Consider the following 20,373-nt stretch of genomic DNA (forward strand, 5'->3'; position numbering starts at 1 on the left):
ACCGCACGGCGGCCACGCCGCCACGCCGACACGACGGCGCGGGCGCCGCCCGCGGGGCTGCCGACCGGGCCCGCTGATCACCGGGCCCGGTCGGCTCCTCCGGCCCGTCCCCCGACGGGACCGGGGACCGTGCCGCCGGGTCAGCCCCCGATGCCGCCCTGCGGTCCGGCGTACTGGGCGAGCAGCGCCGGCACGTCCTTCGCCGCGTCCAGCGTGTAGCTGTAGTACGAGCCGGGCGTGAACGTCGTGCCGTTCGTCACCTGCTTGCCGGTGCTGTTGACCACGATGCTGCCGGACTGTGTCAGCGAGGCGGCCGTGGTGTCGATGTTGTACGGGTTGGCGACGTTGTCGAAGTAGCTGTTCTCGATGACGGTCTTCGACGCCCCGCGCGACAGGTTGCCGTACGAGGTGATGTTCTGCAGGTAGTTGTTGTAGAGGTGGGCCAGCGCGACGTTGTCGACGCTGGGGTTGCGCTGGTTGGTGTCGTGGATCCAGTTGTGGTGGATCGTCATGCGGGCGGTGACGTTGTCCGTCCAGCCGATGCCGAAGGCCTTGTTGACCTCGCCGAGGACGTTCCAGGAGACGGTGAGGTAGCTGGTGTCCTTGCGGCTGTCGATCAGGCCGTCGTTCATCCGCTCGATCCGGTTGTGGTCGATCCAGACGTGGTCGGCGGTGTCCATCTGGATGCCGTCGTAGTCGTAGACCTTGTCGTCCGGGTCGTCGTCGGTCATCCGGGTGTCCCGGATGGTCAGGTTGCGGATGATCACGTTGTGGACGCCGGTGCCGAGGAAGAACCCGCCGTTGACGATCTGGCCCGAGGTGCCGACGCCGACGATGGTCTTGTTCGACTTCACGGGGATCTCGTGGCCGTACGGCGTGACGGTGAGCGCGGCGGCGACCTTGATCACGTAAGCGCTGTCCGAGGTGGCGTACCTGACCAGGTCGGCGAAGGTCGTGACGGTCACGGTGCTGCCCGCGGCGCCGCCGGTGGTGCCGCCGCCGGTGGAGGCGAAGCCGTCCGCCGTGTCGGACCAGGTGCGGCCCGCAACGGGGTTGAAGGCCCACTGCTTGTTGGTGTTGGCGGTGCAGGTTTCCTGGATGATCGCGGTGCCGTTGGTGGTGGAGGCGTTCTGGTCGCTGATGCAGAGGCCGTTGCCGGCGTTGATGATCTGGAAGGTGTTGGTGCCGCTGGGGGTGAGGGTCCAGAGCTGGTTGGTCTGGCTGCTGACGCAGCCCCACTGCTGGAGCTGGGTGCCGCTGGTGGTGGAGGCGTTGGGGACGTCGATGCACTTCTTGCTGTGGACGTTGACGAGTTGGTAGCGGCCGGAGCTGACGGGGGTGAGGGTGAACTGCTGCCAGTCGGAGTTGGCGGTGCAGTTCCACTGCTGGAGGAGGGCGCCGTTGGCGGTGGAGGCGGCGGGGACGTCGATGCACTTGCCGCTCTTGGTGACGGCGAGTTGGTAGGTGCCGGCGGCGGGCAGCGTGGCGGCCCCGGCGGGTGTGGTGTTGAGGCCGAACACGGCGCCGCAGACGGCGAGCAGCAGTGCTGCCAGCAGACTCAGCGGCCGGTGTGCGCGGTGCTTCCTTCTGGTCATGATGATCCTTCCGGTGGGTGGGGGACGGTCGGGCACGTGTGGCTGCGGTGGTGCGGCGTCAGCCGACCGGGTTCCACCCGTCGCTGCCGGCCAGGTACTTCTGCGGCGTGTACGTCGCCGCCTGAGCGTCCGTGAGCTGCGGGCGGTTGCTGTTCGTCCCGGCACCGGCGCCGGTGTTCTTGTACTCGAAGTACCGGGCGTTCTGCCACGTGCTGGTCGACATGTTGGTCCACGGCTGCGCGGTGGCGATGGTGTTGGAGAGCGACGACTCCCGGTACACGACCTGGGCGTCCTGCCGCCACGGCCGGCCGAGCTGGGTGGTGTTGGCGGTCGCCCCGGTGACGGCCGACTTGTAGAACAGGAAGCCGTACGCGCGGGCCGCCGGGGTGCTCGCCGCCGTGATCGGGCCGCCGGTGGTCCGCTTCTCGTAGATCCGGCAGTTGTCGAAGACGGCGACGCCGCCGCCGTAGATGAAGTCCACCGTGCCCTCGATGTAGGAGTTCACGGCGTACACCCGCGCGCTCTCGTTGACCAGGAAGGTGTCCTGGTCGCCGAGCAGCCGCACGTTGTTCAGGAGCGCGCGGTCCGAGTCGAGGTACAGCGCCAGCGCCTGGTCGCCGGTGTCGGAGCTGTTCTCGTCGAAGTCGTTGCTCAGCGTCAGGTTGGTCGCGGTGAAGTCGTGCCCCTGGGCGACGACGGTGGCACTGCCCGAGGTGCCGTACGTGCCGGCGTTGCGGTTGTTGACGATCACCACGTCGCCGGGCGCCCCGCCGAGGCCCTGCAGCGTGACGTACGGCTTGTTCGACGGGACGGTCACCTTCTCCCGGTACGTGCCCGGCTTGATGGTGATGACGACCCGGCTCGCGTTGCCGGTGCCGACCGCGTCGACCGCCGCCTGCACGGTCGTGTACGTGCCGGTGCCGTCCTGGGCGACCGTGGCCGGGCCGGTCGTGCCGACCGGCTTGAAGGCCCACTGCTTGTTGGTGTTGGCGGTGCAGGTTTCCTGGATGATCGCGGTGCCGTTGGTGGTGGAGGCGTTCTGGTCGCTGATGCAGAGGCCGTTGCCGGCGTTGATGATCTGGAAGGTGTTGGTGCCGCTGGGGGTGAGGGTCCAGAGCTGGTTGGTCTGGCTGCTGACGCAGCCCCACTGCTGGAGCTGGGTGCCGCTGGTGGTGGAGGCGTTGGGGACGTCGATGCACTTCTTGCTGTGGACGTTGACGAGTTGGTAGCGGCCGGAGCTGACGGGGGTGAGGGTGAACTGCTGCCAGTCGGAGTTGGCGGTGCAGTTCCACTGCTGGAGGAGGGCGCCGTTGGCGGTGGAGGCGGCGGGGACGTCGATGCACTTGCCGCTCTTGGTGACGGCGAGCTGGTAGGTGCCGGCGGCGGGCAGCGTGGCGGCCCCGGCGTGCTGGGCGCCGACGCCGAGCACGACGCCGCCGACCGCCGGCAGCAGGGCTGCGAGCAGGGTCAGCGGCCGGCGGCGGACGAGGCCGTGGCGCGGACGCGCCTGGGTGGGGACCCGGTCGGTGGTGGTTCCGGACACAGGTGCTCCTCTCGGGTGGGGGAACGGGCGCACCCGGCCGCCGTGGGGGCGGAGGCCGGACGCACACCGTGGTCGTCCGCCGCCCGGACGGGCAGCGGCACCCCTTGTAGACGGAGGGGCGCCGGGCAGATGACAGAAAATTCCGAAGAATTTCTGCCCGGCCGGCACACCGGGCTGCCGCGGCTGCCGCGGGCTGCTCTCCGGGCCGCACCCCCGGCCCGTCCGGACGCGGAATCGGGGAGCGCCGCTTTACTGTCGTGTGGCGTCGTGTCAGGATGCGGCTCCGCAGTCATGGCCATGCCCGGGTGCCAGCGTGTCGCATCCCCCGGGTTCCCCCGCGTCGTCGCCTCGCGCCCCCGGCCGAGGCGCAGGGCAGGAGATCTCCGGTGCTCACGGGCAACCCGCACGACACCGCGCAGGACGTCGCCGTGCTGGTCCGTGCCGCGCAGAGCGGCGACGACCGGGCGCTGAACCACCTGGTGGCACTCCACCTGCCCCTGGTCTACAACATCGTCGGCCGCGCCCTGCGGGCCACCGCCGACGTCGACGACCTCGTGCAGGAGACCATGCTGCGGGCCGTCCGCGGCCTGCCGTCGCTGCGCGAACCGGACCGGTTCCGCTCCTGGGTCGTCGCCATCGCCTACCGGCAGCTCCAGCAGCACGCGCGCCGCCGGGTCGCGGAGACACCCCACCGCTACGACGTCGCGGACGTGCCCGACCCCACCACCGACTTCGCCGAACGCACCGTCGCCGAACTCGTCCTCACCGGGCAGCGGCGCGAACTCGCCCGGGCCGCGGACTGGCTGGACCCGGCGGACCGACGGCTGCTCTCCCTCTGGTGGCAGGAGGTGTCCGGCAGCCTCACCCGCGCCGAGACCGCCGCCGCCCTGGCACTCGACCCCGGGCACGCCGCCGTCCGCCTGCGCCGGATGAAAGCCCAGCTGGAGGCCGCCCGCACCGTGGTGCGCGCCCTGGGCGCCGTACCCCGCTGCCCCGGGCTCGCCGCCGTCACCCAGGCGTGGGACGGCAGCACCACCCCGGTGTGGCGCAAGCGGCTGACCCGCCACACCCGGGACTGCGCGTCGTGCGGTGCGCACCGCGGCGGACTCGTCGCACCGGAGAAGCTGCTGCCCGGCATCGGCGTGCTGGTGGTGCCGAACTCCCTGCTGGACGGCGTGCCGTGGAGCGCCCAGGCCGCCGCGACGGCCGGCCACCACTCCGTGCTGTTCGAACGGCTCGGCACGGCCGCCCGCCACGTCACCACCCGGCCGGTCGCCGCCGGAGCCGCCGCAGCCGTCGCCGCGGCCGTCGCGCTGACCTGCGTGCTCGCCCCGTGGACGGGCCCCGCGCCGTACGGCGGGCCACCGGCCGCAGCGGCGAGCACCGCCCCGGGCGCCGTCCCGTCCCCACCGGCGGCCGGACCGTCCGCCGACCCGTCCCCGCCGTCGGCCGCCGGACCCTCGCCGTCGGCGTCGGCACCCCAGCGCGGCAGCGGTGTGACGGTGGCCGACCTCTACGTGGCACCGGACGGATCCGACTCCGGCGACGGCAGCCTCGCGCACCCGTACGCGACGCTCGGCAAGGCCGTGTCGGCCGTCCGGCCGGGCGGCACGATCGCCCTTCGCGGCGGCACCTACCGGCTGACCGGGCCGGTCTCCATCACCACCGACGGCACCGCCGAGCGGCCCATCATGCTCAGCAACTACCGTGACGAACAGCCCGTCCTCGACGCCTCCGGGATACCGGCCGCCTCCTGGGCGATCACCCAGCAGACGGGCTGGTGGACGGTGCAGGGCCTCGAACTCCTCGGCTCCGCCAGCCACGCCTACGTCTGCCGCTCCTGCCACCACACGGTCTTCCGGCGGCTGTCGTTCCACGACAACGCCAGGTCGGGGCTCGTCCTGCGCGACGCGGGCACCGAGGCCAACGCCGTCCTCGACAGCGACTTCTTCCACAACCACGACGACGCCGCGCACGGCGGGGCGGGCATCGGACTGGGCATCACCTTCGGCGCCGGCCAGGGCAACGTCGTCCGGGGCTGCCGTTTTCACGGCAACGCCACCGACGGCCTGGACCTGGGCGGGTTCACCAGCCCCGTGACGGTCGAGAGCAACTGGTCGTACGGCAACGGCGTGAACCGCTGGCAGGTCGCCGACTGGCGCGGCGCAGGCAACGGCTTCACGCTGGGCGGCGGCAACGGCCGCGCCGCCGTGGCCCACCGCGTCGTCAACAACGCGGCCTGGGACAACACCGGGCTCGGGTTCAACGACGAGGGCAACCCGGGCGGGATCCGGCTCACCCGCAACACCGCCTACCGCAACGGCGTGCGGGGCTTCTTCCTGCCCGACGCCGCCGCGACCGCCACCGGAAACGCCGCCGTCGGCAACGGCCGCGACACCACCCTCGGCACGGGCGTGCACTCCGACGGGAACACCTGGGACACCGGCACGGCGGGCACCGGCATCTTCGCCACCACCGACCCGGCCACGGCCGAGGCCTCCCGGCCCTCCGGCGGCGGCCTGCCGAGGACGACCTTCCTCGTCACCCGCACCGGCCAGGGCGCCACCATGACCACGCGGCTCTGACCCCGGCCACCTCGGGCGCTGGCGCGGGCGACGGCGCGGGCCCGGGTGCCGGCGCGGCAACAGGTTGTTGAGGGGACGTTTATCGGTCGCCGCGACAGTGGGAGCACACCACCTCCCGAGGAGCACACCCATGAGACCCCGCACGCTCGCCGGCCGCCTGGCCGCCGCCGCCACCCTCACCGCCGCCGCGGTCCTGCCGCTCGCCGCGCCCGCGTCGGCGCAGTCGGTCTGCGACAGCCCCGCCCCGCCGGCGTGGTGCACCGACCCCGGCGAGCCCGCGAACGACCCGTACGGGGAGCTCGCCTCCGCGACCCGCGTGCCCGGCGGCATCAAGGTCGCCGGGTGGGCCCACGACGAGGACGGCGGCCCGGTGAGGGTCCGCATCACCGTCGGCGGCGCGACCGTCGCCACCCTGACCGCCGACGGCTCCGGCGGCGAGGCGTTCTCCGGCGTGATCGTCGTGCCCACCGCCACCGGCGCGGTGTGCGCCACCGCGCTCAACGTCGGCTTCGGCGCCAACACCTCCATCGGCTGCTCCCCGCTCACCGTCGGGCACGACCCGATCGGCTCGATGGACTCCTGGTCGGTCCAGGGACGGTCGATCGTCGTCAACGGCTGGGCCGCCGACCCGGACTCCGCCGGTCCCACCCAGGTCTACATCGAGTACGCGGGCGGCACGTACGGCCCCTTCCAGGCCGACCGGTCCCGCCCGGACGTCGGCGCGGCCTACCCGGGCTACGGCGACCTCCACGGCTACCAGGCCGTCTTCACCCCGCCGGTGATGTACGGCTGCAACAACTACCTCTTCGTCAAGGCCGTGAACACCGCGGCGGGCGCCGACGCCACGGTCGGCGGCTGGTTCTGCTCCTGACACCGCCGCCCGGCGCCCGCGACTCCGTCCCACGGCCGACCGGTTCCGCCGTGATCCGGACGACGCGCGGGACGGGCGCCCGCGGTCCTGGCAGGATGGCGCCATGGAACGTGTGCTCGGAATCGGCGGATACTTCATGCGGGCCGCGGACCCGGAGGCCCTGGGCGCCTGGTACCGCGAGTGCCTGGGCCTCGACGCCGACGACAACGGCCTCTGGCGGCAGGAGGCCGGGGCCACGGTGTTCGCGGCGTTCGACTCCGGGACCGACTACTTCGGCTCCCGCGCGCAGCAGACGATGGTCAACTTCCGGGTCCGCGACCTGGACGCGATGCTCGCGCAACTGCGCGCCAGGGGCGCGGACGTGGCCGGGGAGACCCAGGACATGGAGGGCGTCGGCCGCTTCGGCTGGGTCACCGATCCCGAGGGCAACCGGGTCGAGCTGTGGCAGCCCAGCTGACCACGCCGTCACGCGGTCGGTGACGTGCCGGTGGCCGGGCGGGCTCCCGGGGTGTGCACCTCGGCCGGGCCCGCGCGGGGCCGTGCGGCTCCCGACGCTGCGTCAGCCCCGGCCGGGCGCCTTCCGACGCCGTGTCAGCCCCGGCCGGGCGTCCCGGTCCGGGCCCGGTCCGGATCGCCGATCCGGCTGTGGGTGCGCCCGTAGAAGGCGTAGACGGCCACGCCGACCGCCATCCAGATCAGGAACCGCCACCAGGTCGCGACCGGCAGGTTGACCATCAGCCAGAGGCACGCCAGCACCGAGAGCACCGGAAGCACGGGCACCCACGGGCAGCGGAACGAGCGGGGCAGGTCCGGCCGGGTCCTGCGGAGCACCACCACCCCGATCGAGACCACCACGAAGGCGAACAGCGTGCCGATGTTGACCAGCTCGGACAGCTCCTCCAGCGGGATCAGCCCGGCCAGCACCGCCACCACCGCACCCAGCAGCACGATCGCCCTCGACGGCGTGCCGAACCTCGGGTTGACGGTGGAGAAGGTGCGCGGCAGCAGCCCGTCGCGGCTCATCGCGAAGAACACCCGGCTCTGACCGAGCAGCAGGATCATCGTGACCGAGGTGAGGCCCGCTACCGCCCCGACGTTGATGATGTCGGCGAACGCTTCCTGGCGGACCGCCTTGAACGCGTCCGACAGCGGCGCGTCGTCCGACAGCTCGGTGTACTTCTGCATGCCCGTCACGACCACCGAGACGGCCATGTAGAGCACGGTGCAGATCAGCAGCGACCCGATGATGCCGCGCGGTACGTCGCGCTGCGGGTTGCGGGTCTCCTCGGCGGCCGTCGCCACGACGTCGAAGCCGATGAAGGCGAAGAAGACCACCGCGGCGGCCGTGAAGATGCCCATCACCCCGAAGTCCGTCGGGGTGTAGCCGAAGACCGCCTCGACGAGCGGCGCCGCACCGCCCGACGTCCTCTCCGCGGCACGGGCCGGCGGGACGAACGGCGTGTAGTTGGCGGCCTTGACGAAGAACAGCCCGGCCACGATGACGATCAGCACCACGAGCACCTTGATGCCGACGATGACCCGGGTGACCTCGGCCGACAGGTGCATGCCGGCCAGGATCACCGCGGTCAGCACCACGACCAGCAGGGTCGCCGGCAGGTTGAAGCTCCACCCGCCGGTCGACGCGCCGGAGATCGCGTGCGGCAGGGTCACCCCGGCGCTCTCCAGCAGCGACTGCACGTAGCCCGACCATCCGACCGCCACCACCGCCGCGCCGAGCGCCAGCTCCAGCACCAGGTCCCAGCCGATGATCCAGGCCGGCAGCTCGCCGATCGTGGCGAACGCGAACGTGTAGGCCGACCCCGCCACCGGCACGGTGGAGGCCAGCTCGGCGTAGCAGAGCGCCGCGAGCGCGCACACCACGCCGGCGACGGCGAACGACACCGCGACGGCCGGCCCCGCGTGGTTCTTCGCGGCGGTGCCGGTCAGCACGAAGATGCCGGTGCCGATGATGACACCGACGCCGAACACGGTCAGGTCGAGCGCGGAGAGCGAGCGGCGGAGCGCGTGCTCCGGCTCCTCGGTGTCGGCGATCGACTGCTCGACGGGCTTGGTCCGGACGAGGCTGCGTAGCAGCCGGTGTCCGGGTCGGGGCTCGCTGGTCATCTGGGCCTCCTGGCGTTGTCCGCGTGACGCGTACCCCGCCGGACCGCCCGCACGCCGTGCCGTGGCCCGGCTGCGGCCGAAAACCCCACGGACGGCCCTGGTGGAGCGCCCCGGAGGTGTCGCCCGCCGGTCTCCCAGACGGTGGCCCGGCGCTCCGCCGGGGCCCGTGCGGGCCCTCGGCCCCCGCCGGGCCCGGGACGGCGTCAGCCGAAGACCCGCGCCAGGATCAGCCCGGCGGCGCCGAGGGCGACGGCGTCCGGACCGGACGGGGCGACGGAGACGGTGACGGACTGCCAGGCGGGATCCGGCAGGCGGGCGGTGAGGACGCGGCGGATCCCGGCGAGGTAGACCTCCGGGGCGTCCAGGACCTCGCGGCCGCCGAGGACGATCTCGTCCAGGTCGAGGAGCCGGACGAGGTTGGCGAGGGCCTCGCCGAGGACGCCGGCCGCCGCCTCGGGTGTGGCCGCGGCGGCCCAGAGCGCCTCGACGCAGCCGGTGCTGCCGCAGCGGCAGCGGGGGCCCGCGGGGTCGAGGACCTGGTGGCCGAACTCGCCGGCGTTGGTGCGGGCGCCGCGCTGCACCGCACCGCCCAGGACGAGGCCCGCGCCGAGTCCCTGGTCGAGGTGGACGAACGCCCGGTTCGGCGAGCCGAGGCCGCTGAGCACGCCCGCCGTGCTGTCCTTCTCGATGAGCCCGGGCAGGCCGAGGCGCCGGGCGATCTCGTCGCGGAGCGGAAGCCCGTCCCAGGCCCGCATGCCGGTGACCTGGTGCAGGACCCCCGCGTGCTGGTCGAGCGGGCCGGGCAGCGCCACACCGACACCGAGCACGTCGGCCCGCGGCAGGCCGGAGAGCAGCAGGTCGACCTGCTCGGCCAGCAGGTCGAGCACGCGGGCCGGGCCCCAGGCGGCGAGGTCGATCGGCAGCCGGCGCACCGCGGCCGCCCGCCCGGTCAGGTCCGCGCGGAGCACCGTGAGCGTGTCACGGCCGAGCTGGACACCGACGGCCCAGCGGGCCTCGGGCACGAGGGACAGCAGCGTGGGCGGCTTCCCGCCGGTCGACGCGCCGCGGTGCGCCTCCACGAGCAGGCCGTCCCCGGTCAGCCGGTGCACGATCTTGCTGATCGCCTGCGCGGTCAGACCGGACTCGCGGGCGAGCTCGACCCTGCTGGTCCCCGCCGGGCCGGCCGCCCGGACCAGCGCCAGCACCGCGGCCGCGTTGTGGTCCCTGAGCGTGGAGAGGTTCGCGCCGGAAGGCGCGATGGGCGCCGCGCCGGGACCGGCCGGCCGGCCCGGCACGGGGGAGGTGCGCGGTGCGGGGTCCGGCGGGGTGCCCGGCGGGGAGCCTGCTGCGGGGTCGGGGGAGCGGGAGGTCACGGATCGATTATGCGACACGCTTGCGACTTAATCCACACTGTTGTTTAACTGGACCCCATGGCAAACAGCACTCCGAACACCCCCTCTGCCGCGCCGTTCCGCGTCGGCCTGATCGGCTACGGGATCGCGGGCTCCGTCTTCCACGCACCCCTCATCGCCACCACCCCCGGGCTGCACCTGGCCGCCGTCGTCACCACGGACCCGGAACGGCGCGAGCAGGCCGCGGCCCGGTACCCCGGGGTGCAGTTGCTCTCGACCACCGACGAACTCTGGCCGCTCGGCCTCGACCTGGTGGTCGTCGCCTCGCCCAACCGCACCCACATCCCCCTCGCCACCGCCGCGCTCCGGGCCGGCGTCCCCGTCGTCGTCGACAAGCCGCTGGCGGCGACGGCGACCGAGGGCGCGGCACTGGCCGACCTCGCCGAGTCACGCGGCCTGCTGCTGAGCGTCTTCCAGAACCGGCGCTGGGACGGCGACTTCCTGACCGTCGGCGAGCTCGTCCGGTCGGGCAAGCTGGGCCGCGTGCACCGCTTCGAATCGCGGTTCGAGCGCTGGCGGCCCCGGCTCAAGGGCGGCTGGCGCGAACTCGGCGATCCCGCCGAGGTCGGAGGACTCCTCTACGACCTGGGCAGCCACCTGGTCGACCAGGCCCTCACGCTCTTCGGCCCGGCCGCGTCCGTCTACGCCGAACTGGACGTCCGCCGCGACGGTGCGGCCGTCGACGACGACTCCTTCGTCGCGCTCACCCACGCCGACGGCACCCGCTCCCACCTGTGGATGAGTGCGACCGCCGCCGACCTCGGCCCGCGCTTCCGGGTGCTGGGCAGCGAGGCCGCCTACACGAGCCGCGGCCTCGACGGCCAGGAGGACGCCCTCCGGGCCGGACGCACGCCCGCCGACGAGGGATGGGGCGTCACCCCGGAGTCCGAGTACGGGCAGCTGGGCACGGTGGACGGCGCGGTCGCCCACCCCACCCTGCCGGGCGCCTACCAGAACTACTACGCGGGCGTCGTGGAAGCCCTGCACGGCCGCGCCCCGGCGCCGGTCGAGGCGCGCGAGGCCGTCTCCGCCCTCACCGTGCTGGAGGCGGCGAGCCGCTCCGCCGCCGAGGGCCGGACGGTGCGGCTGTGACGACCACCGCCGAACTCGTCGAGCAGGAACGCCGTCTGCAGTTCACCCGCTTCACCAACGAGGACGCCTGGCTGCTCGGCTGCCTGCTGGTGGAACTCGCCCGGGAGCGCGAACTGCCCGTCACCGTCGACATCCGCCGCGGCGAGCAGCAGCTCTTCCACTTCGCCCTGCCCGGCACCAGCGCGGACAACGACGCGTGGATCGAACGGAAGACCCGCGTGGTGCGGCGGTACGGGTCCAGCTCCTACCTCGTCGGCCAGCGCTTCCGCGACGCGGGCGGCACCTTCGAGGAGAAGTCCCGCCTGGACCCGGACCGCTACGCGGCCCACGGCGGCGCCTTCCCGATCGTCGTCGCACACGTGGGACCGGTCGGCACCGTCGCGATCTCCGGCCTGCCGCAACTGGACGACCACAAGCTGGTGGTCGAAGGGCTCGAACGCTACCTGGAGGCCGACCTGCCGGGGTGACCGACCGGCCCGCCCGGCGACCGGACCCGCTCGTCCCCCGCCCCACGGGGTCGGGGACGAGCCCGTCGGCCCCGCGGGGCTCGCCGTTCGCTGCTCGCTGCTCGCCGTTCGCTGCTCGTCCTCAGCCACGGCGAGGTGCCGAAGCAAGCCCGGACCCGCCCCCGCGCACACACCGGCTTCCTACGGCTCGTGGCGTCGGCGGGCGAGATGGACCGTCAGGTCGGCGGCGACCCGAACCGTCCCGGGCAGCACCCGCAGGATCTCCCCGAAGGCCCGCTCCCGCTGCGGGGCCGGCAGCACGAGATAGGCCGAGATGGTCGAGAGCTGGCCGACGTAGTCGTGCGCACTCATGGTCGAATGCCTTTCGACCACGGACTGCTGAACGTCGGTGAACCACTCGGACCGTTGGAGCTCCGTACCCGGCCACTGCATGTCGTGCCCCGGAGGCGTGCCGTCCGGGGACGGCACCTCGTCGCTCTCCAGAAAGGGTGCGCGCGCCGCGCGGACGGCCTCCTCGACGGCGGGGTCGGTCAGCTGGATCGGCCCGCCGAACGAGGCGAACACGCCCCCCGGCTCCAGCAGCCCGGCGATGCGCGACCACCGGCCCTCCGGACTCGTCCAGTGCAGCGCCGCCGCGGCGAAGACCAGCCCGTACCTCTCGCCGGGCCGCAGGTCCTCGAACGCGGCCTGCACCGTCCTGACGCCTGCCGGAACGTGCGTGCGCAGCACGGCGAGCATCGCCCCGTCGGGCTCGGTCGCGGTGACCGCGACCCCCTGCCCGGCGAACAGGCGGGTCGCCTTGCCCGTCCCCGCGCCGATTTCGAGGGCGGTCCGTACCGGCCGACCCGCGTACGCCGCCACCCTGTCGAAAAGCTCCACGGGATACCCCGGCCGGAACCGCTCGTACGCATCCGCCATCGTTCCGAAGCTCAGTGCGCGACCAGACATGCCGAGCATCCTGGCACGAGCCGTACCGTCACGGCCCGGACCTCCACCCCGCCAGCGGTCCCGACGCCCCGTACGGCTCACCGGCACGGCCCCGGGCCGTCCCCCTGCGCGACCAGGGCCGGCCGCGCAGGGGGACGGCCCGGGTCGGTCACCGGACGGTCGGGGCCGTGCCCAGGTGCTCCGCGAGGGTGGTCAGGGCCGCGCCGAGGGGCAGCGAGACCGTGGCGGCGGCGAAGGTGTCGCCACGGGTCGCGCCCTGGTTGACGATCGCCACGGGTGTGCCGTTGCGTGCCGCGCGGCGGACGAACCGCAGGCCCGACATGACGGTGAGGGACGACCCGAGCACGAGGAGCGCGCGGGCGGCGTCGACCAGGTCGAAGCAGCGCTCGACGCGGGGCTTCGGGACGCTCTCGCCGAAGAAGACCACGTCCGGCTTGAGGATCCCGCCGCACGCCGCGCACGGGGCGATGCGGAAGTTCTCCACGAGCGCGTCCGGCAGTTCGACGTCGCCGTCCGGGTTGACGCGGGCGCCGGTGTCCCGCGCGGCGCCGTTCAGCGCGCTCAGGCGCACGTCGAGGTCCTCGCGCGGGCTGGTGCGCCCGCATCCCAGGCAGATGACGCGGTCGAGTCCGCCGTGCAGCTCCACGGCGTCGGGGGTGCCGGCCGCCCGGTGCAGGCCGTCGACGTTCTGGGTGATCACGGCCGTCACGTGGCCGGAGCGGCGCAGCTCCTCGACGGCCCGGTGCCCGGCGTTCGGCTCGGCGCGCGCGATCGTCCGCCACCCGGCGTGACTGCGTGCCCAGTAGCGGCGACGGCCCTCCTCGCTGCTGACGAAGTCCTGGTACGTCATGGGCGGCTGGCGGCGCCGGCTTCCGGTGGCACCGCGGTAGTCGGGGATGCCGGACTCGGTGGACAGCCCGGCTCCGCTGAGGACGGCGACGCCGCGCCCGGCCAGCAGCCGGCGGATCTCCTCCAGGCCGGCGGTCCGCGGTGCGGGGTCGTCGTGGGCGGGTCCGTCGGGCAGCGGGGGGATCTGCATACCGACAGGGTAGATCGCCCGGGGCCGGTCCCCGGCCCGGGTCGGCAGATCGCCGATTCTGCAGCAGCAGCAGCAGCACGCCGCCGGGCCGGGGCACCGCCGACAGCGGTGGCGCCCCGGCCCGGCGGCCGTCGTGGTGAGGTGTTACCAGCGGTACCAGCGGCCGCGCGAGCCGCCGGCGTTGGTGCCGCGGGCGACGAAGCCGAGCAGCCAGAGGACCAGGACGATGACGGCTATCCACCACAGCGCCTTGACGGCGAAACCGAGGCCGAACAGCAGGACGGCGAGCAGCAGGACGAGGACGAGAGGAAGCACGGGGAACTCCTTGCCGGTGGTGATCGTGTGACGGGAGTCCTGCTGCCCGTCCCCGGTCGTGACATGCGGGGGAATCTTCGACGGGATCCGGGGCAGACACCCCGCCCACGTGCACCGGCACGGCACGGCACGGCCCGGCACCGGCCCGGCACAGCGCGGCGCGGCGCACGGGCCGTGGCAGCGCGTGCGGCTGCTGTTACGGTGCGAGACCTGCCCTGCTGCCCCTGACGGGGCGATGCGGCCGAGGTACGAGGTACGAGGAGTGAGCTGATCCGTGGGAAACGGTGACTGGCTGTCCGACCGGGCGCGGGACGCCGAGGGCGCCGCCGGCGGCGGCTTCGACCTCACGGAGTGCGTCCGTGAGCCGATCCACCTGCTCGGCGGGGTGCAGTCGTTCGGTGTGCTGCTGGCCGTCGACCGGGTGACCGGCCTGATCGACACCGTGTCCGGCAACACCGCCGACCTGCTCGGTGTCGCGCCGGACGACCTGCTCGGCCGCGCCGCCGCCGACCTGCTCGGCGCGGACGTGCTGGCCGAGGCCGCGGACCTCGCCGCCGAGGCCGGCGACGCTGCCGTACTCCTGCCGGGCCGGGTCCGCCCGGGCCCGCGCCCCGATCCCGCTTCCGGTCCCGGTCCCGCTCCCGCTCCCGGTTCCGGCTCCTCGGGAGGTGCACCGGCCGGGTCCTTCGAGGCCACGGTGCACCTCCGCGACGGCCTGCTCGTCCTGGAGCTGGAGCCCGCCGCGGACGCGGCCCCGCCCGACCCCGCCTTCCACCGCCGCATCCAGCAGTCGCTGGTGCGCATCCGTCGGGCCGCGACCGTCGGCGAGTGCTGCGCGGCCGCCGTACGCGAGGTGCGGGCGCTCACGGGGTACGAGCGCGTCGTCGCCTACCGCTTCGAGGACGCGGACGGGCCGGGCGAGGTCGTCGCCGAGGACATCGCGGACGGGTTCGAACCCTGGCTCGGCCTGTGGTTCCCGGCCAGCGACATCCCCCCGCAGGCCCGGCGGCTGTACCGACGGAACTGGATCCGCGTGATCGGCGACGTCGACGACCGCACGGTCGGCCTGCACCCGCCCACCCGCCCGTCGACGGGCGCACCGCTGGACCTCTCCTCCGCGGCCCTGCGGACGGTGTCGGAGTTCCACCTCGAGTACCTGCGCAACATCCGGGTCCGTTCCTCGATGTCGGTGTCGGTCCTGTGCGACGACGAGCTGTGGGGGCTGATCGCGTGCCACGGCAGCGAGCCGCGCTGGCTGTCGCCCGACGTCCGTACGGCCTGCGAGCTGTTCGGCGCCGCGCTCTCCGTCCAGCTGGCCGCCCTCGCCGACCGCGAGCGCGTGGCGGCGCTCGACCGCAGCCGCACGGCGATCACCGAGCTGCTCGGCGAACCGTCCGACCCGCACCCCGGCACGCTGCGCGGACGCATCGACGGCCTCCTCGCCCTCGTCGAGGCGGACGGCGTGGTCGTCTCCCACGAGGGCGGGACGACCACCGCGGGGCAGGACGTCCCGGCCGGGTTCACCGAACGGCTGCACGCCCTCGCCGGGAGCCTGCGCCCGGGCGAGCTGTGGGCGACCGACCGGCTGGCGGAGGCCGACGGGCCCGATGCCGAACCCGCCCCCGGCACGCCGGCCGGTGTGCTGCTGCTGCCCTTCGCGGGCGAGGGCAGCCTGATCGCCTGGCACCGCGGCGAGTGGCCGGTGACCCGCCGCTGGGCCGCGGACCCGGCCCTGCCGGTGCGCCTGGGGCAGCACGGCGAACGCCTCACCCCGCGCGGCTCCTCCGCGGTCTTCCGCGCGACCGTCCGCGGCCGGAGCAGGCCCTGGACGGACGTCGACACGGCGACCGCCCGGGCGGTGAGCCGGACCGTCTCCGGCCTGATGCTGCGCCACGCCGCCTGGACGGCCGAGCTCAACCGGCGCCTCGCCCGCAGCAACGCCGACCTCGACGCGTTCGCGCACGCCGCCGCCCACGACCTCAAGGAACCGCTGCGCGGCATCTCGAACGCAGCGAGTTTCATCATGGAGGACGCCGCCGGCGCACTGGACGCGGTCAGCCGCCGCCGGCTGCACACCGTGCAGCGGCTCGCCGCCCGGATGAACGGCCTGCTCGACTCGCTGCTCCACTACTCGCAGGTCGGGACGGGCGGGCTCAGCCGCGGGCCGGTGCCGCTGGAGGACTCGCTGCGGGAGGCGCTGGAGATCGCCGGCGAGCGGCTGGCCGAGCAGGGCGTGTCCGTGCTGCGGGGCCGGCTGCCGGTGCTGTCCGCCGACCCGGACCGCCTGCAGGAGGTGCTGGTCAACCTGCTGGTGAACGCCGCGAAGTACGCGGGCGAGCAGGTGCCGCGGACGGTCTTCGTCGGTGTGGAGGAGCGGATCCCGCCGGAGGGCGGCGGACCGTTGGAGACGGTGGTGGTGCGCGACAACGGCATCGGGGTGCCGGAGGACCAGCAGGACGAGGTCTTCGGGCTCTTCCGCCGGCTCCACCGACGCGACGAGCGGGGCGGCGGATCCGGTGCCGGGCTGGCCATCGTGCGGCGCATCGTGGAGCGGCACGGCGGCCGGATCTGGCTGGAGAGCCCGCCCTCCGGTGGCACGTCCGTCTGTTTCACGCTGCAGGAGGGCGACGGGGCGCCGTCCGACCCGGCACCCGCGGACGTTCCGGACGTGCCCGGAAACCCGGACGCGCCTGGTGACCCGGACGCGCCCGTGGGCCCGGGAGCCTGAACGGCCAGTGGGCCGGGTCACGGCCCGGGCCATGGCCCCCCGGTCAGTCCTCCGGGGGGCCGGTGAGCCAGAAGTCGACGGCGCTGCCGAGAACCGTCCGGAAGAGCTCGAAGTTGAGGGGCTTGAAGACGTAGCTGTCCGCCCCGGCCGCGTAGCAGGCGTCCACCTCGGCGGGGGCCGTCGACGAGGTGAAGACGACCACCGGCAGCCCGGCCAGCTCGGCCCGAGCCCGGATGTCGCGGAGCAGCGCGTGGCCACCGCGGCCCGGGAGGTTCAGGTCGAGCAGCACCAGGGCGGGGCGCTCCGCCGCGGTGTCCAGCAGCCTCGGCACGACCGTGTCCGGGTAGGTCGCGAACTCCAGGCGCACCAGCGGGTGCGAGCGGCCGAGCGCGCGTTCGACGGCCTCCGCGTCCTCCTCCGAGTCCTCCACCACGAGGACCAGACCCTCCTGCGGCGTCATCGCGCTCCCTGCCCGTCGTCGGTGGGGTCCGTGGGGTCCGTGCGGTCCGTGCGGTCCGTGGGGCCGGTGGGGGTCACCCGTACGGCCAGGACGGCCATGTCGTCCGCCCCGGTGGTGCGGAAGGCGAGTGCGGCGCGGGCCAGTTCCGTCACCAGTTTCTCCGGCGCCAGCCCGGCGAGACCCGCGAGCACCCCGGGCAGCCGTTCCTCGAAGAAGGTGCCGTCGGCCGAGCGGGACTCCGTCACCCCGTCGGTCAGCAGGACGGCGGTGTCGCCGGGCCGCAGGTGGCACCGGGTCTCGGCGACCTCGTGGTCGTCGAGGACGCCGAGCAGCAGGCCGCCCGCCGTGTTGAACACCTCGACCGTGCCGTCGGCCCGTACGGCGTAGCCGGGCGGGTGTCCCGCGCTCGCCGTCCGCATCCGGAACGAACCGTCGCCGACCGGGGCGAGGCGGGCCACCACGGCGGTGACGAACCGTGAGGCGGCGTTCGCGCGCAGGGCCCGGTTCAGCCGGCCGAGGGCGGGCGCCGGTGCGCAGCCGTCCTCCAGCAGGGTCCGCAGGGTGTGGCGGGCCAGACCGGTGAGGGCGGCGGCCTGCGCGCCGCGGCCGCACACGTCCCCCACGACGAGCGAGAGTTCGCCGTCGGGGCCCGGGACGGCGTCGTAGAAGTCGCCGCCGACGTCGAGCCCGGCGTCGCCGACCTCGTAGGCGCTGGCGAGTTCGAGTCCGGGCATCCGGGGCAGGGCGGCGGGCAGCAGATGGCGCTGCAGCGACATCACATGGAGCCGGCGCTGCTCGTAGAGGGTGGCGTTGTCGATGGCGAGCGCCGCCCGCAGGGCGAGGTCGGCCAGGAACGCGGGGGAGGGGACCAGCCGGGGGTCGCGGTCGTAGGCGAAGGTGATGGCCCCGAGCGTGCGGCCGCGGGCCCGCAGCGCGTTGACCGTCACCACCTGGCAGGGCACCGGGCCGCCTGGCGCGAACGGGCCGTCCGCGAGGTCCGCCCCGGCCAGCAGCAGTCCGCCCGGGCCGGCGGTCGCCTCGCGCAGCACGCGGCCCGTCCACGCCTCGTCGCGGCCGACGGCGGCGAGCCTCTCCTGCGCGGCGGCGGCGAGATGGGCGACGGCGACCAGCTCGGGCCGCCCCTGCGGCCAGAGGTGGACCAGACAGCCCTCGGCGACGGCGGGCACGGCCATCCGTGCCACCCGCTGGAGCGTCTCGTGGATGTCGAGCGACGCGTCCATCTGCAGCGACGCCTCCGCGAGGAGGGCGTCCCGGGCCTGGCGCCGGTCGTTCTCCCGCTCCCGCAGCACCCTGGCGTTGCAGGCGTCCACGGTGTCACAGGCCTGCGCCAGCATCGTGTGCAGCCCGGCGGGCGGCGGCGCACCGGGACCCACGCCGACGACGACGGCCGCCCGGTCGCCGTCCTCCAGCACCACCACGCACTCGACCAGCAGGGCCGCGCCCGCGGACCGCCACACCCCGAGTTCGGGCCGGTCGTCCCGCTCCGCCTCCGCGATCCCGAACTCACGCACCTCGCGCCGCCCCCGTGGCTCCCCGGTGCCGGTGCGGACCCGCCCCGGCGGCCGCCGCGTCTGTACGGGCGTGGTACCGGCCACGGTGCTGCCGCGCACGTAGCGGGCGCGTCCGGAGGCGTCGTAGCGGCACCCGGTCACCACCAGCACACCCGGTACGGCGAGCAGCAGGTCGTAGATCTCCACGGACAGTGCGGTGACGTCGGGCGCGGCGTCCGCGGCGAGCCACAACCGGTGAAGGCCGGCTGCCCAGCCCTCCGCGGGAGCGGCGTCCGCGGGATCGGCGATCCACCCCGGCTCTTTCACTGCACGTGCCTCCCGGACGCTCGGCCGGACCGTCCGGTCGGACACTCCCGGACCGGTCAGGAAGCCTATCGCGGTGCGACGCGGCGCGACGCACCGTACGGGGACGATGGCGTGCGGCGCCCGTCGGACCGGTGTCCCCGTGTTCGGTCATACGGCCGGGCCCCTGGTCGCCGCGGACTGCTGCTGCGGGACCTGCGGGACCTGCGGGATCTGCGGGATCTGCGGGACCTGCGGCACCTGCTGCCGGGCGGTCCACAGCGCGCGGACGGTCTTGCCGCCCTCCGCGTGCGGGAGGACGTCGAGCCGGGTGGTGAGGCGTTCGGCGAGGTGCCAGCCCATGCCTCCGCCTCCCGTGAGGTCAGGGGGGCGTGGCTGCGGGATCCGCGGGCTGTGGTCGACGACGTCGGCGACGAGGCGGTCCGGGAACGCGGCCAGTGCCAGCCGCCAGCCGCCGGTGGCATGGCGCACCGCGTTGGTCAGGAGCTCGGAGAGCACCATCAGCACGGCCTCCTCGTCGGCCCACGGGCAGTGGGCGCGCAGGTGGGCGGCGGCCACTCGTCTGGCCTGCGCCAGGGTGTGGGAGACGGAATCCGCAGTGATCACTTCCTCCTGCATGGCCGCTTCCCTTCTGTCCCTACCGTCCGCGCTGTCCGTGCCGACCCGTGGTGTCCGGTCCTGCTCGTGCGTGTGCCCCGAAGGAAGGAAGGCACGCGGTGGTCCGGGGGACGGTGTGGGCCCGTTCCGGCGGACCGTCCGTCCACGACGGGCAGGTCGGCCGGGCGGGGTCGCGGCAGGACCCGCGCAGCAGCGGCCCGGCGGATGCGGCGGCGGTGGCGGCACGGGCGGTGCGGGCGGTGCGGCGGCCCGGTGTCCCGCCGACCGGACCGGTGCTACCAGGTGGGGCCTCCGACGGTGACCGCGGCGACCAGCAGGCGCAGCACCCCTGCGGCGGCCGCGGCGGGGAACTGCGCCGGGTGCGCGAACGGCCCCGCGACGAGGAGCACGGCCTCGTGCGTGCGCGCCGCGCGCCGCCAGTCGCGGCCGACCAGCACGTCGCCCTTCCACCACACCTGCCCGCCCGGCCGCTGCACGGTGACGAGCGGCGTGTCCAGCAGGACGCTCCATCCCGCAGCCGGAGTGGCCAGGGACTCCGGGCCGTCCTGCTGCCGGGCCCAGCCGTCCCCGGCGTCGAAGCCGTCCTCGGCGGGGGCGGCGCCCAGCGGCATGACCAGGGCCGCCCGCTGGTGCACGAGCTCCGGCCACGGACCCGCGGGTGGTAAGGCGATGGTGTCCACGTCCCGTCCTGATCCCCCTTCACGGGCGTCGGCGTGCGGTCCGGGGGAGGCCCCCGACGGC

General features: G+C 74.3%; 17 protein-coding genes. 6 read left to right on the forward strand and 11 right to left on the reverse strand.

What is annotated here, in order from left to right; all coding sequences use genetic code 11:
* Positions 1-140: 140 nt before the first annotated feature.
* Together OG335_RS39620 and OG335_RS39625 are read right to left on the reverse strand one after the other, a co-directional pair.
* A complete protein-coding gene (locus OG335_RS39620) occupies positions 141-1,595 on the reverse strand; it encodes an RICIN domain-containing protein (protein WP_405009004.1) in 1,455 nt (484 codons plus the stop codon).
* Between the two features lie 58 nt (positions 1,596-1,653).
* Positions 1,654-3,138 (reverse strand): pectinesterase family protein, encoded by a 1,485-nt coding sequence (locus OG335_RS39625; protein WP_405009003.1) that lies wholly within the window; start codon positions 3,136-3,138, stop codon positions 1,654-1,656.
* A gap of 386 nt (positions 3,139-3,524) precedes the next feature.
* Between OG335_RS39625 and OG335_RS39630 the strand changes: the two genes are divergently transcribed.
* The 3 genes from OG335_RS39630 to OG335_RS39640 all read left to right on the forward strand — a co-directional run bounded on the left by OG335_RS39630 (position 3,525) and on the right by OG335_RS39640 (position 7,051).
* Positions 3,525-5,723: a sigma-70 family RNA polymerase sigma factor gene (locus tag OG335_RS39630; RefSeq protein ID WP_405009002.1), complete on the forward strand. Its 2,199-nt coding sequence runs from the start codon at positions 3,525-3,527 to the stop codon at positions 5,721-5,723.
* A 130-nt stretch (positions 5,724-5,853) separates the two neighbouring features.
* On the forward strand, positions 5,854-6,594 hold the full coding sequence (locus OG335_RS39635) for a hypothetical protein (RefSeq protein WP_405009001.1): 741 nt from the start codon (positions 5,854-5,856) through the stop codon (positions 6,592-6,594).
* Between the two features lie 103 nt (positions 6,595-6,697).
* Positions 6,698-7,051 carry a VOC family protein gene (locus tag OG335_RS39640; RefSeq protein ID WP_405009000.1) on the forward strand — a complete coding sequence of 118 codons (354 nt, stop codon included), beginning with the start codon at positions 6,698-6,700 and terminating at the stop codon, positions 7,049-7,051.
* A gap of 134 nt (positions 7,052-7,185) precedes the next feature.
* Here the strand turns inward: OG335_RS39640 and OG335_RS39645 are convergent, their stop codons facing one another.
* Both OG335_RS39645 and OG335_RS39650 read right to left on the reverse strand, forming a co-directional pair.
* The gene (locus tag OG335_RS39645) at positions 7,186-8,718 is read right to left on the reverse strand and encodes an amino acid permease (RefSeq protein ID WP_405008999.1); all 1,533 of its coding nucleotides are present in this window, start codon (positions 8,716-8,718) and stop codon (positions 7,186-7,188) included.
* Positions 8,719-8,921: 203 nt separating this feature from the next.
* Positions 8,922-10,091, reverse strand: coding sequence for an ROK family protein (locus OG335_RS39650; protein WP_405008998.1), 1,170 nt, complete (start codon positions 10,089-10,091; stop codon positions 8,922-8,924).
* A 57-nt stretch (positions 10,092-10,148) separates the two neighbouring features.
* Here OG335_RS39650 and OG335_RS39655 point away from each other — a divergent pair, with 57 nt between their 5' ends.
* Both OG335_RS39655 and OG335_RS39660 read left to right on the forward strand, forming a co-directional pair.
* Positions 10,149-11,222, forward strand: a complete 1,074-nt coding sequence (locus tag OG335_RS39655; protein ID WP_405008997.1) for a Gfo/Idh/MocA family oxidoreductase — start codon at positions 10,149-10,151, stop codon at positions 11,220-11,222.
* Positions 11,219-11,689, forward strand: coding sequence for a heme-degrading domain-containing protein (locus OG335_RS39660; RefSeq protein WP_405008996.1), 471 nt, complete (start codon positions 11,219-11,221; stop codon positions 11,687-11,689). Before OG335_RS39655 ends, OG335_RS39660 begins: the two co-directional genes overlap by 4 nt.
* 180 nt (positions 11,690-11,869) lie before the next feature.
* On the opposite strand, the gene OG335_RS39665 is transcribed toward OG335_RS39660, so the two are convergent.
* The 3 genes from OG335_RS39665 to OG335_RS39675 all read right to left on the reverse strand — a co-directional run bounded on the left by OG335_RS39665 (position 11,870) and on the right by OG335_RS39675 (position 13,991).
* Positions 11,870-12,637, reverse strand: a complete 768-nt coding sequence (locus OG335_RS39665) for a class I SAM-dependent methyltransferase (protein WP_405008995.1) — start codon at positions 12,635-12,637, stop codon at positions 11,870-11,872.
* A 148-nt stretch (positions 12,638-12,785) separates the two neighbouring features.
* Positions 12,786-13,676: an NAD-dependent protein deacetylase gene (locus tag OG335_RS39670; protein ID WP_405008994.1), complete on the reverse strand. Its 891-nt coding sequence runs from the start codon at positions 13,674-13,676 to the stop codon at positions 12,786-12,788.
* A 144-nt stretch (positions 13,677-13,820) separates the two neighbouring features.
* Complete coding sequence (locus OG335_RS39675; protein ID WP_405008993.1) at positions 13,821-13,991, reverse strand: hydrophobic protein; 171 nt, start codon at positions 13,989-13,991, stop codon at positions 13,821-13,823.
* Between the two features lie 274 nt (positions 13,992-14,265).
* On the opposite strand from OG335_RS39675, the gene OG335_RS39680 reads away from it, so the two are divergent.
* A complete protein-coding gene (locus OG335_RS39680; protein WP_405008992.1) occupies positions 14,266-16,719 on the forward strand; it encodes an ATP-binding protein in 2,454 nt (817 codons plus the stop codon).
* A 43-nt stretch (positions 16,720-16,762) separates the two neighbouring features.
* Here the strand turns inward: OG335_RS39680 and OG335_RS39685 are convergent, their stop codons facing one another.
* From OG335_RS39685 to OG335_RS39700, 4 genes are all read right to left on the reverse strand, one after another.
* On the reverse strand, positions 16,763-17,179 hold the full coding sequence (locus OG335_RS39685) for a response regulator (protein WP_405008991.1): 417 nt from the start codon (positions 17,177-17,179) through the stop codon (positions 16,763-16,765).
* Entirely contained in the window at positions 17,176-19,017 is a 1,842-nt protein-coding gene (locus OG335_RS39690; protein ID WP_405008990.1) for a PP2C family protein-serine/threonine phosphatase, read from the reverse strand. Before OG335_RS39690 ends, OG335_RS39685 begins: the two co-directional genes overlap by 4 nt.
* Positions 19,018-19,164: 147 nt before the next feature.
* The gene (locus tag OG335_RS39695; protein ID WP_405008989.1) at positions 19,165-19,632 is read right to left on the reverse strand and encodes an ATP-binding protein; all 468 of its coding nucleotides are present in this window, start codon (positions 19,630-19,632) and stop codon (positions 19,165-19,167) included.
* 275 nt (positions 19,633-19,907) lie between these two features.
* A complete protein-coding gene (locus OG335_RS39700; RefSeq protein ID WP_405008988.1) occupies positions 19,908-20,267 on the reverse strand; it encodes a hypothetical protein in 360 nt (119 codons plus the stop codon).
* Positions 20,268-20,373 lie beyond the last annotated feature (106 nt).

Source organism: Kitasatospora sp. NBC_01539, from assembly GCF_045040525.1.
In the GTDB taxonomy this organism is placed as follows: Bacteria; Actinomycetota; Actinomycetes; order Streptomycetales; family Streptomycetaceae; genus Kitasatospora.

Coding starts and splice junctions, on each gene's coding strand:
- OG335_RS39620 (WP_405009004.1), bottom strand. CDS start 1,595: ATGACCAGAAGGAAGCACCGCGCACACCGGCCGCTGAGTCTGCTGGCA.
- OG335_RS39635 (WP_405009001.1), top strand. CDS start 5,854: ATGAGACCCCGCACGCTCGCCGGCCGCCTGGCCGCCGCCGCCACCCTC.
- OG335_RS39640 (WP_405009000.1), top strand. CDS start 6,698: ATGGAACGTGTGCTCGGAATCGGCGGATACTTCATGCGGGCCGCGGAC.
- OG335_RS39645 (WP_405008999.1), bottom strand. CDS start 8,718: ATGACCAGCGAGCCCCGACCCGGACACCGGCTGCTACGCAGCCTCGTC.
- OG335_RS39655 (WP_405008997.1), top strand. CDS start 10,149: ATGGCAAACAGCACTCCGAACACCCCCTCTGCCGCGCCGTTCCGCGTC.
- OG335_RS39665 (WP_405008995.1), bottom strand. CDS start 12,637: ATGTCTGGTCGCGCACTGAGCTTCGGAACGATGGCGGATGCGTACGAG.
- OG335_RS39670 (WP_405008994.1), bottom strand. CDS start 13,676: ATGCAGATCCCCCCGCTGCCCGACGGACCCGCCCACGACGACCCCGCA.
- OG335_RS39685 (WP_405008991.1), bottom strand. CDS start 17,179: ATGACGCCGCAGGAGGGTCTGGTCCTCGTGGTGGAGGACTCGGAGGAG.
- OG335_RS39695 (WP_405008989.1), bottom strand. CDS start 19,632: ATGCAGGAGGAAGTGATCACTGCGGATTCCGTCTCCCACACCCTGGCG.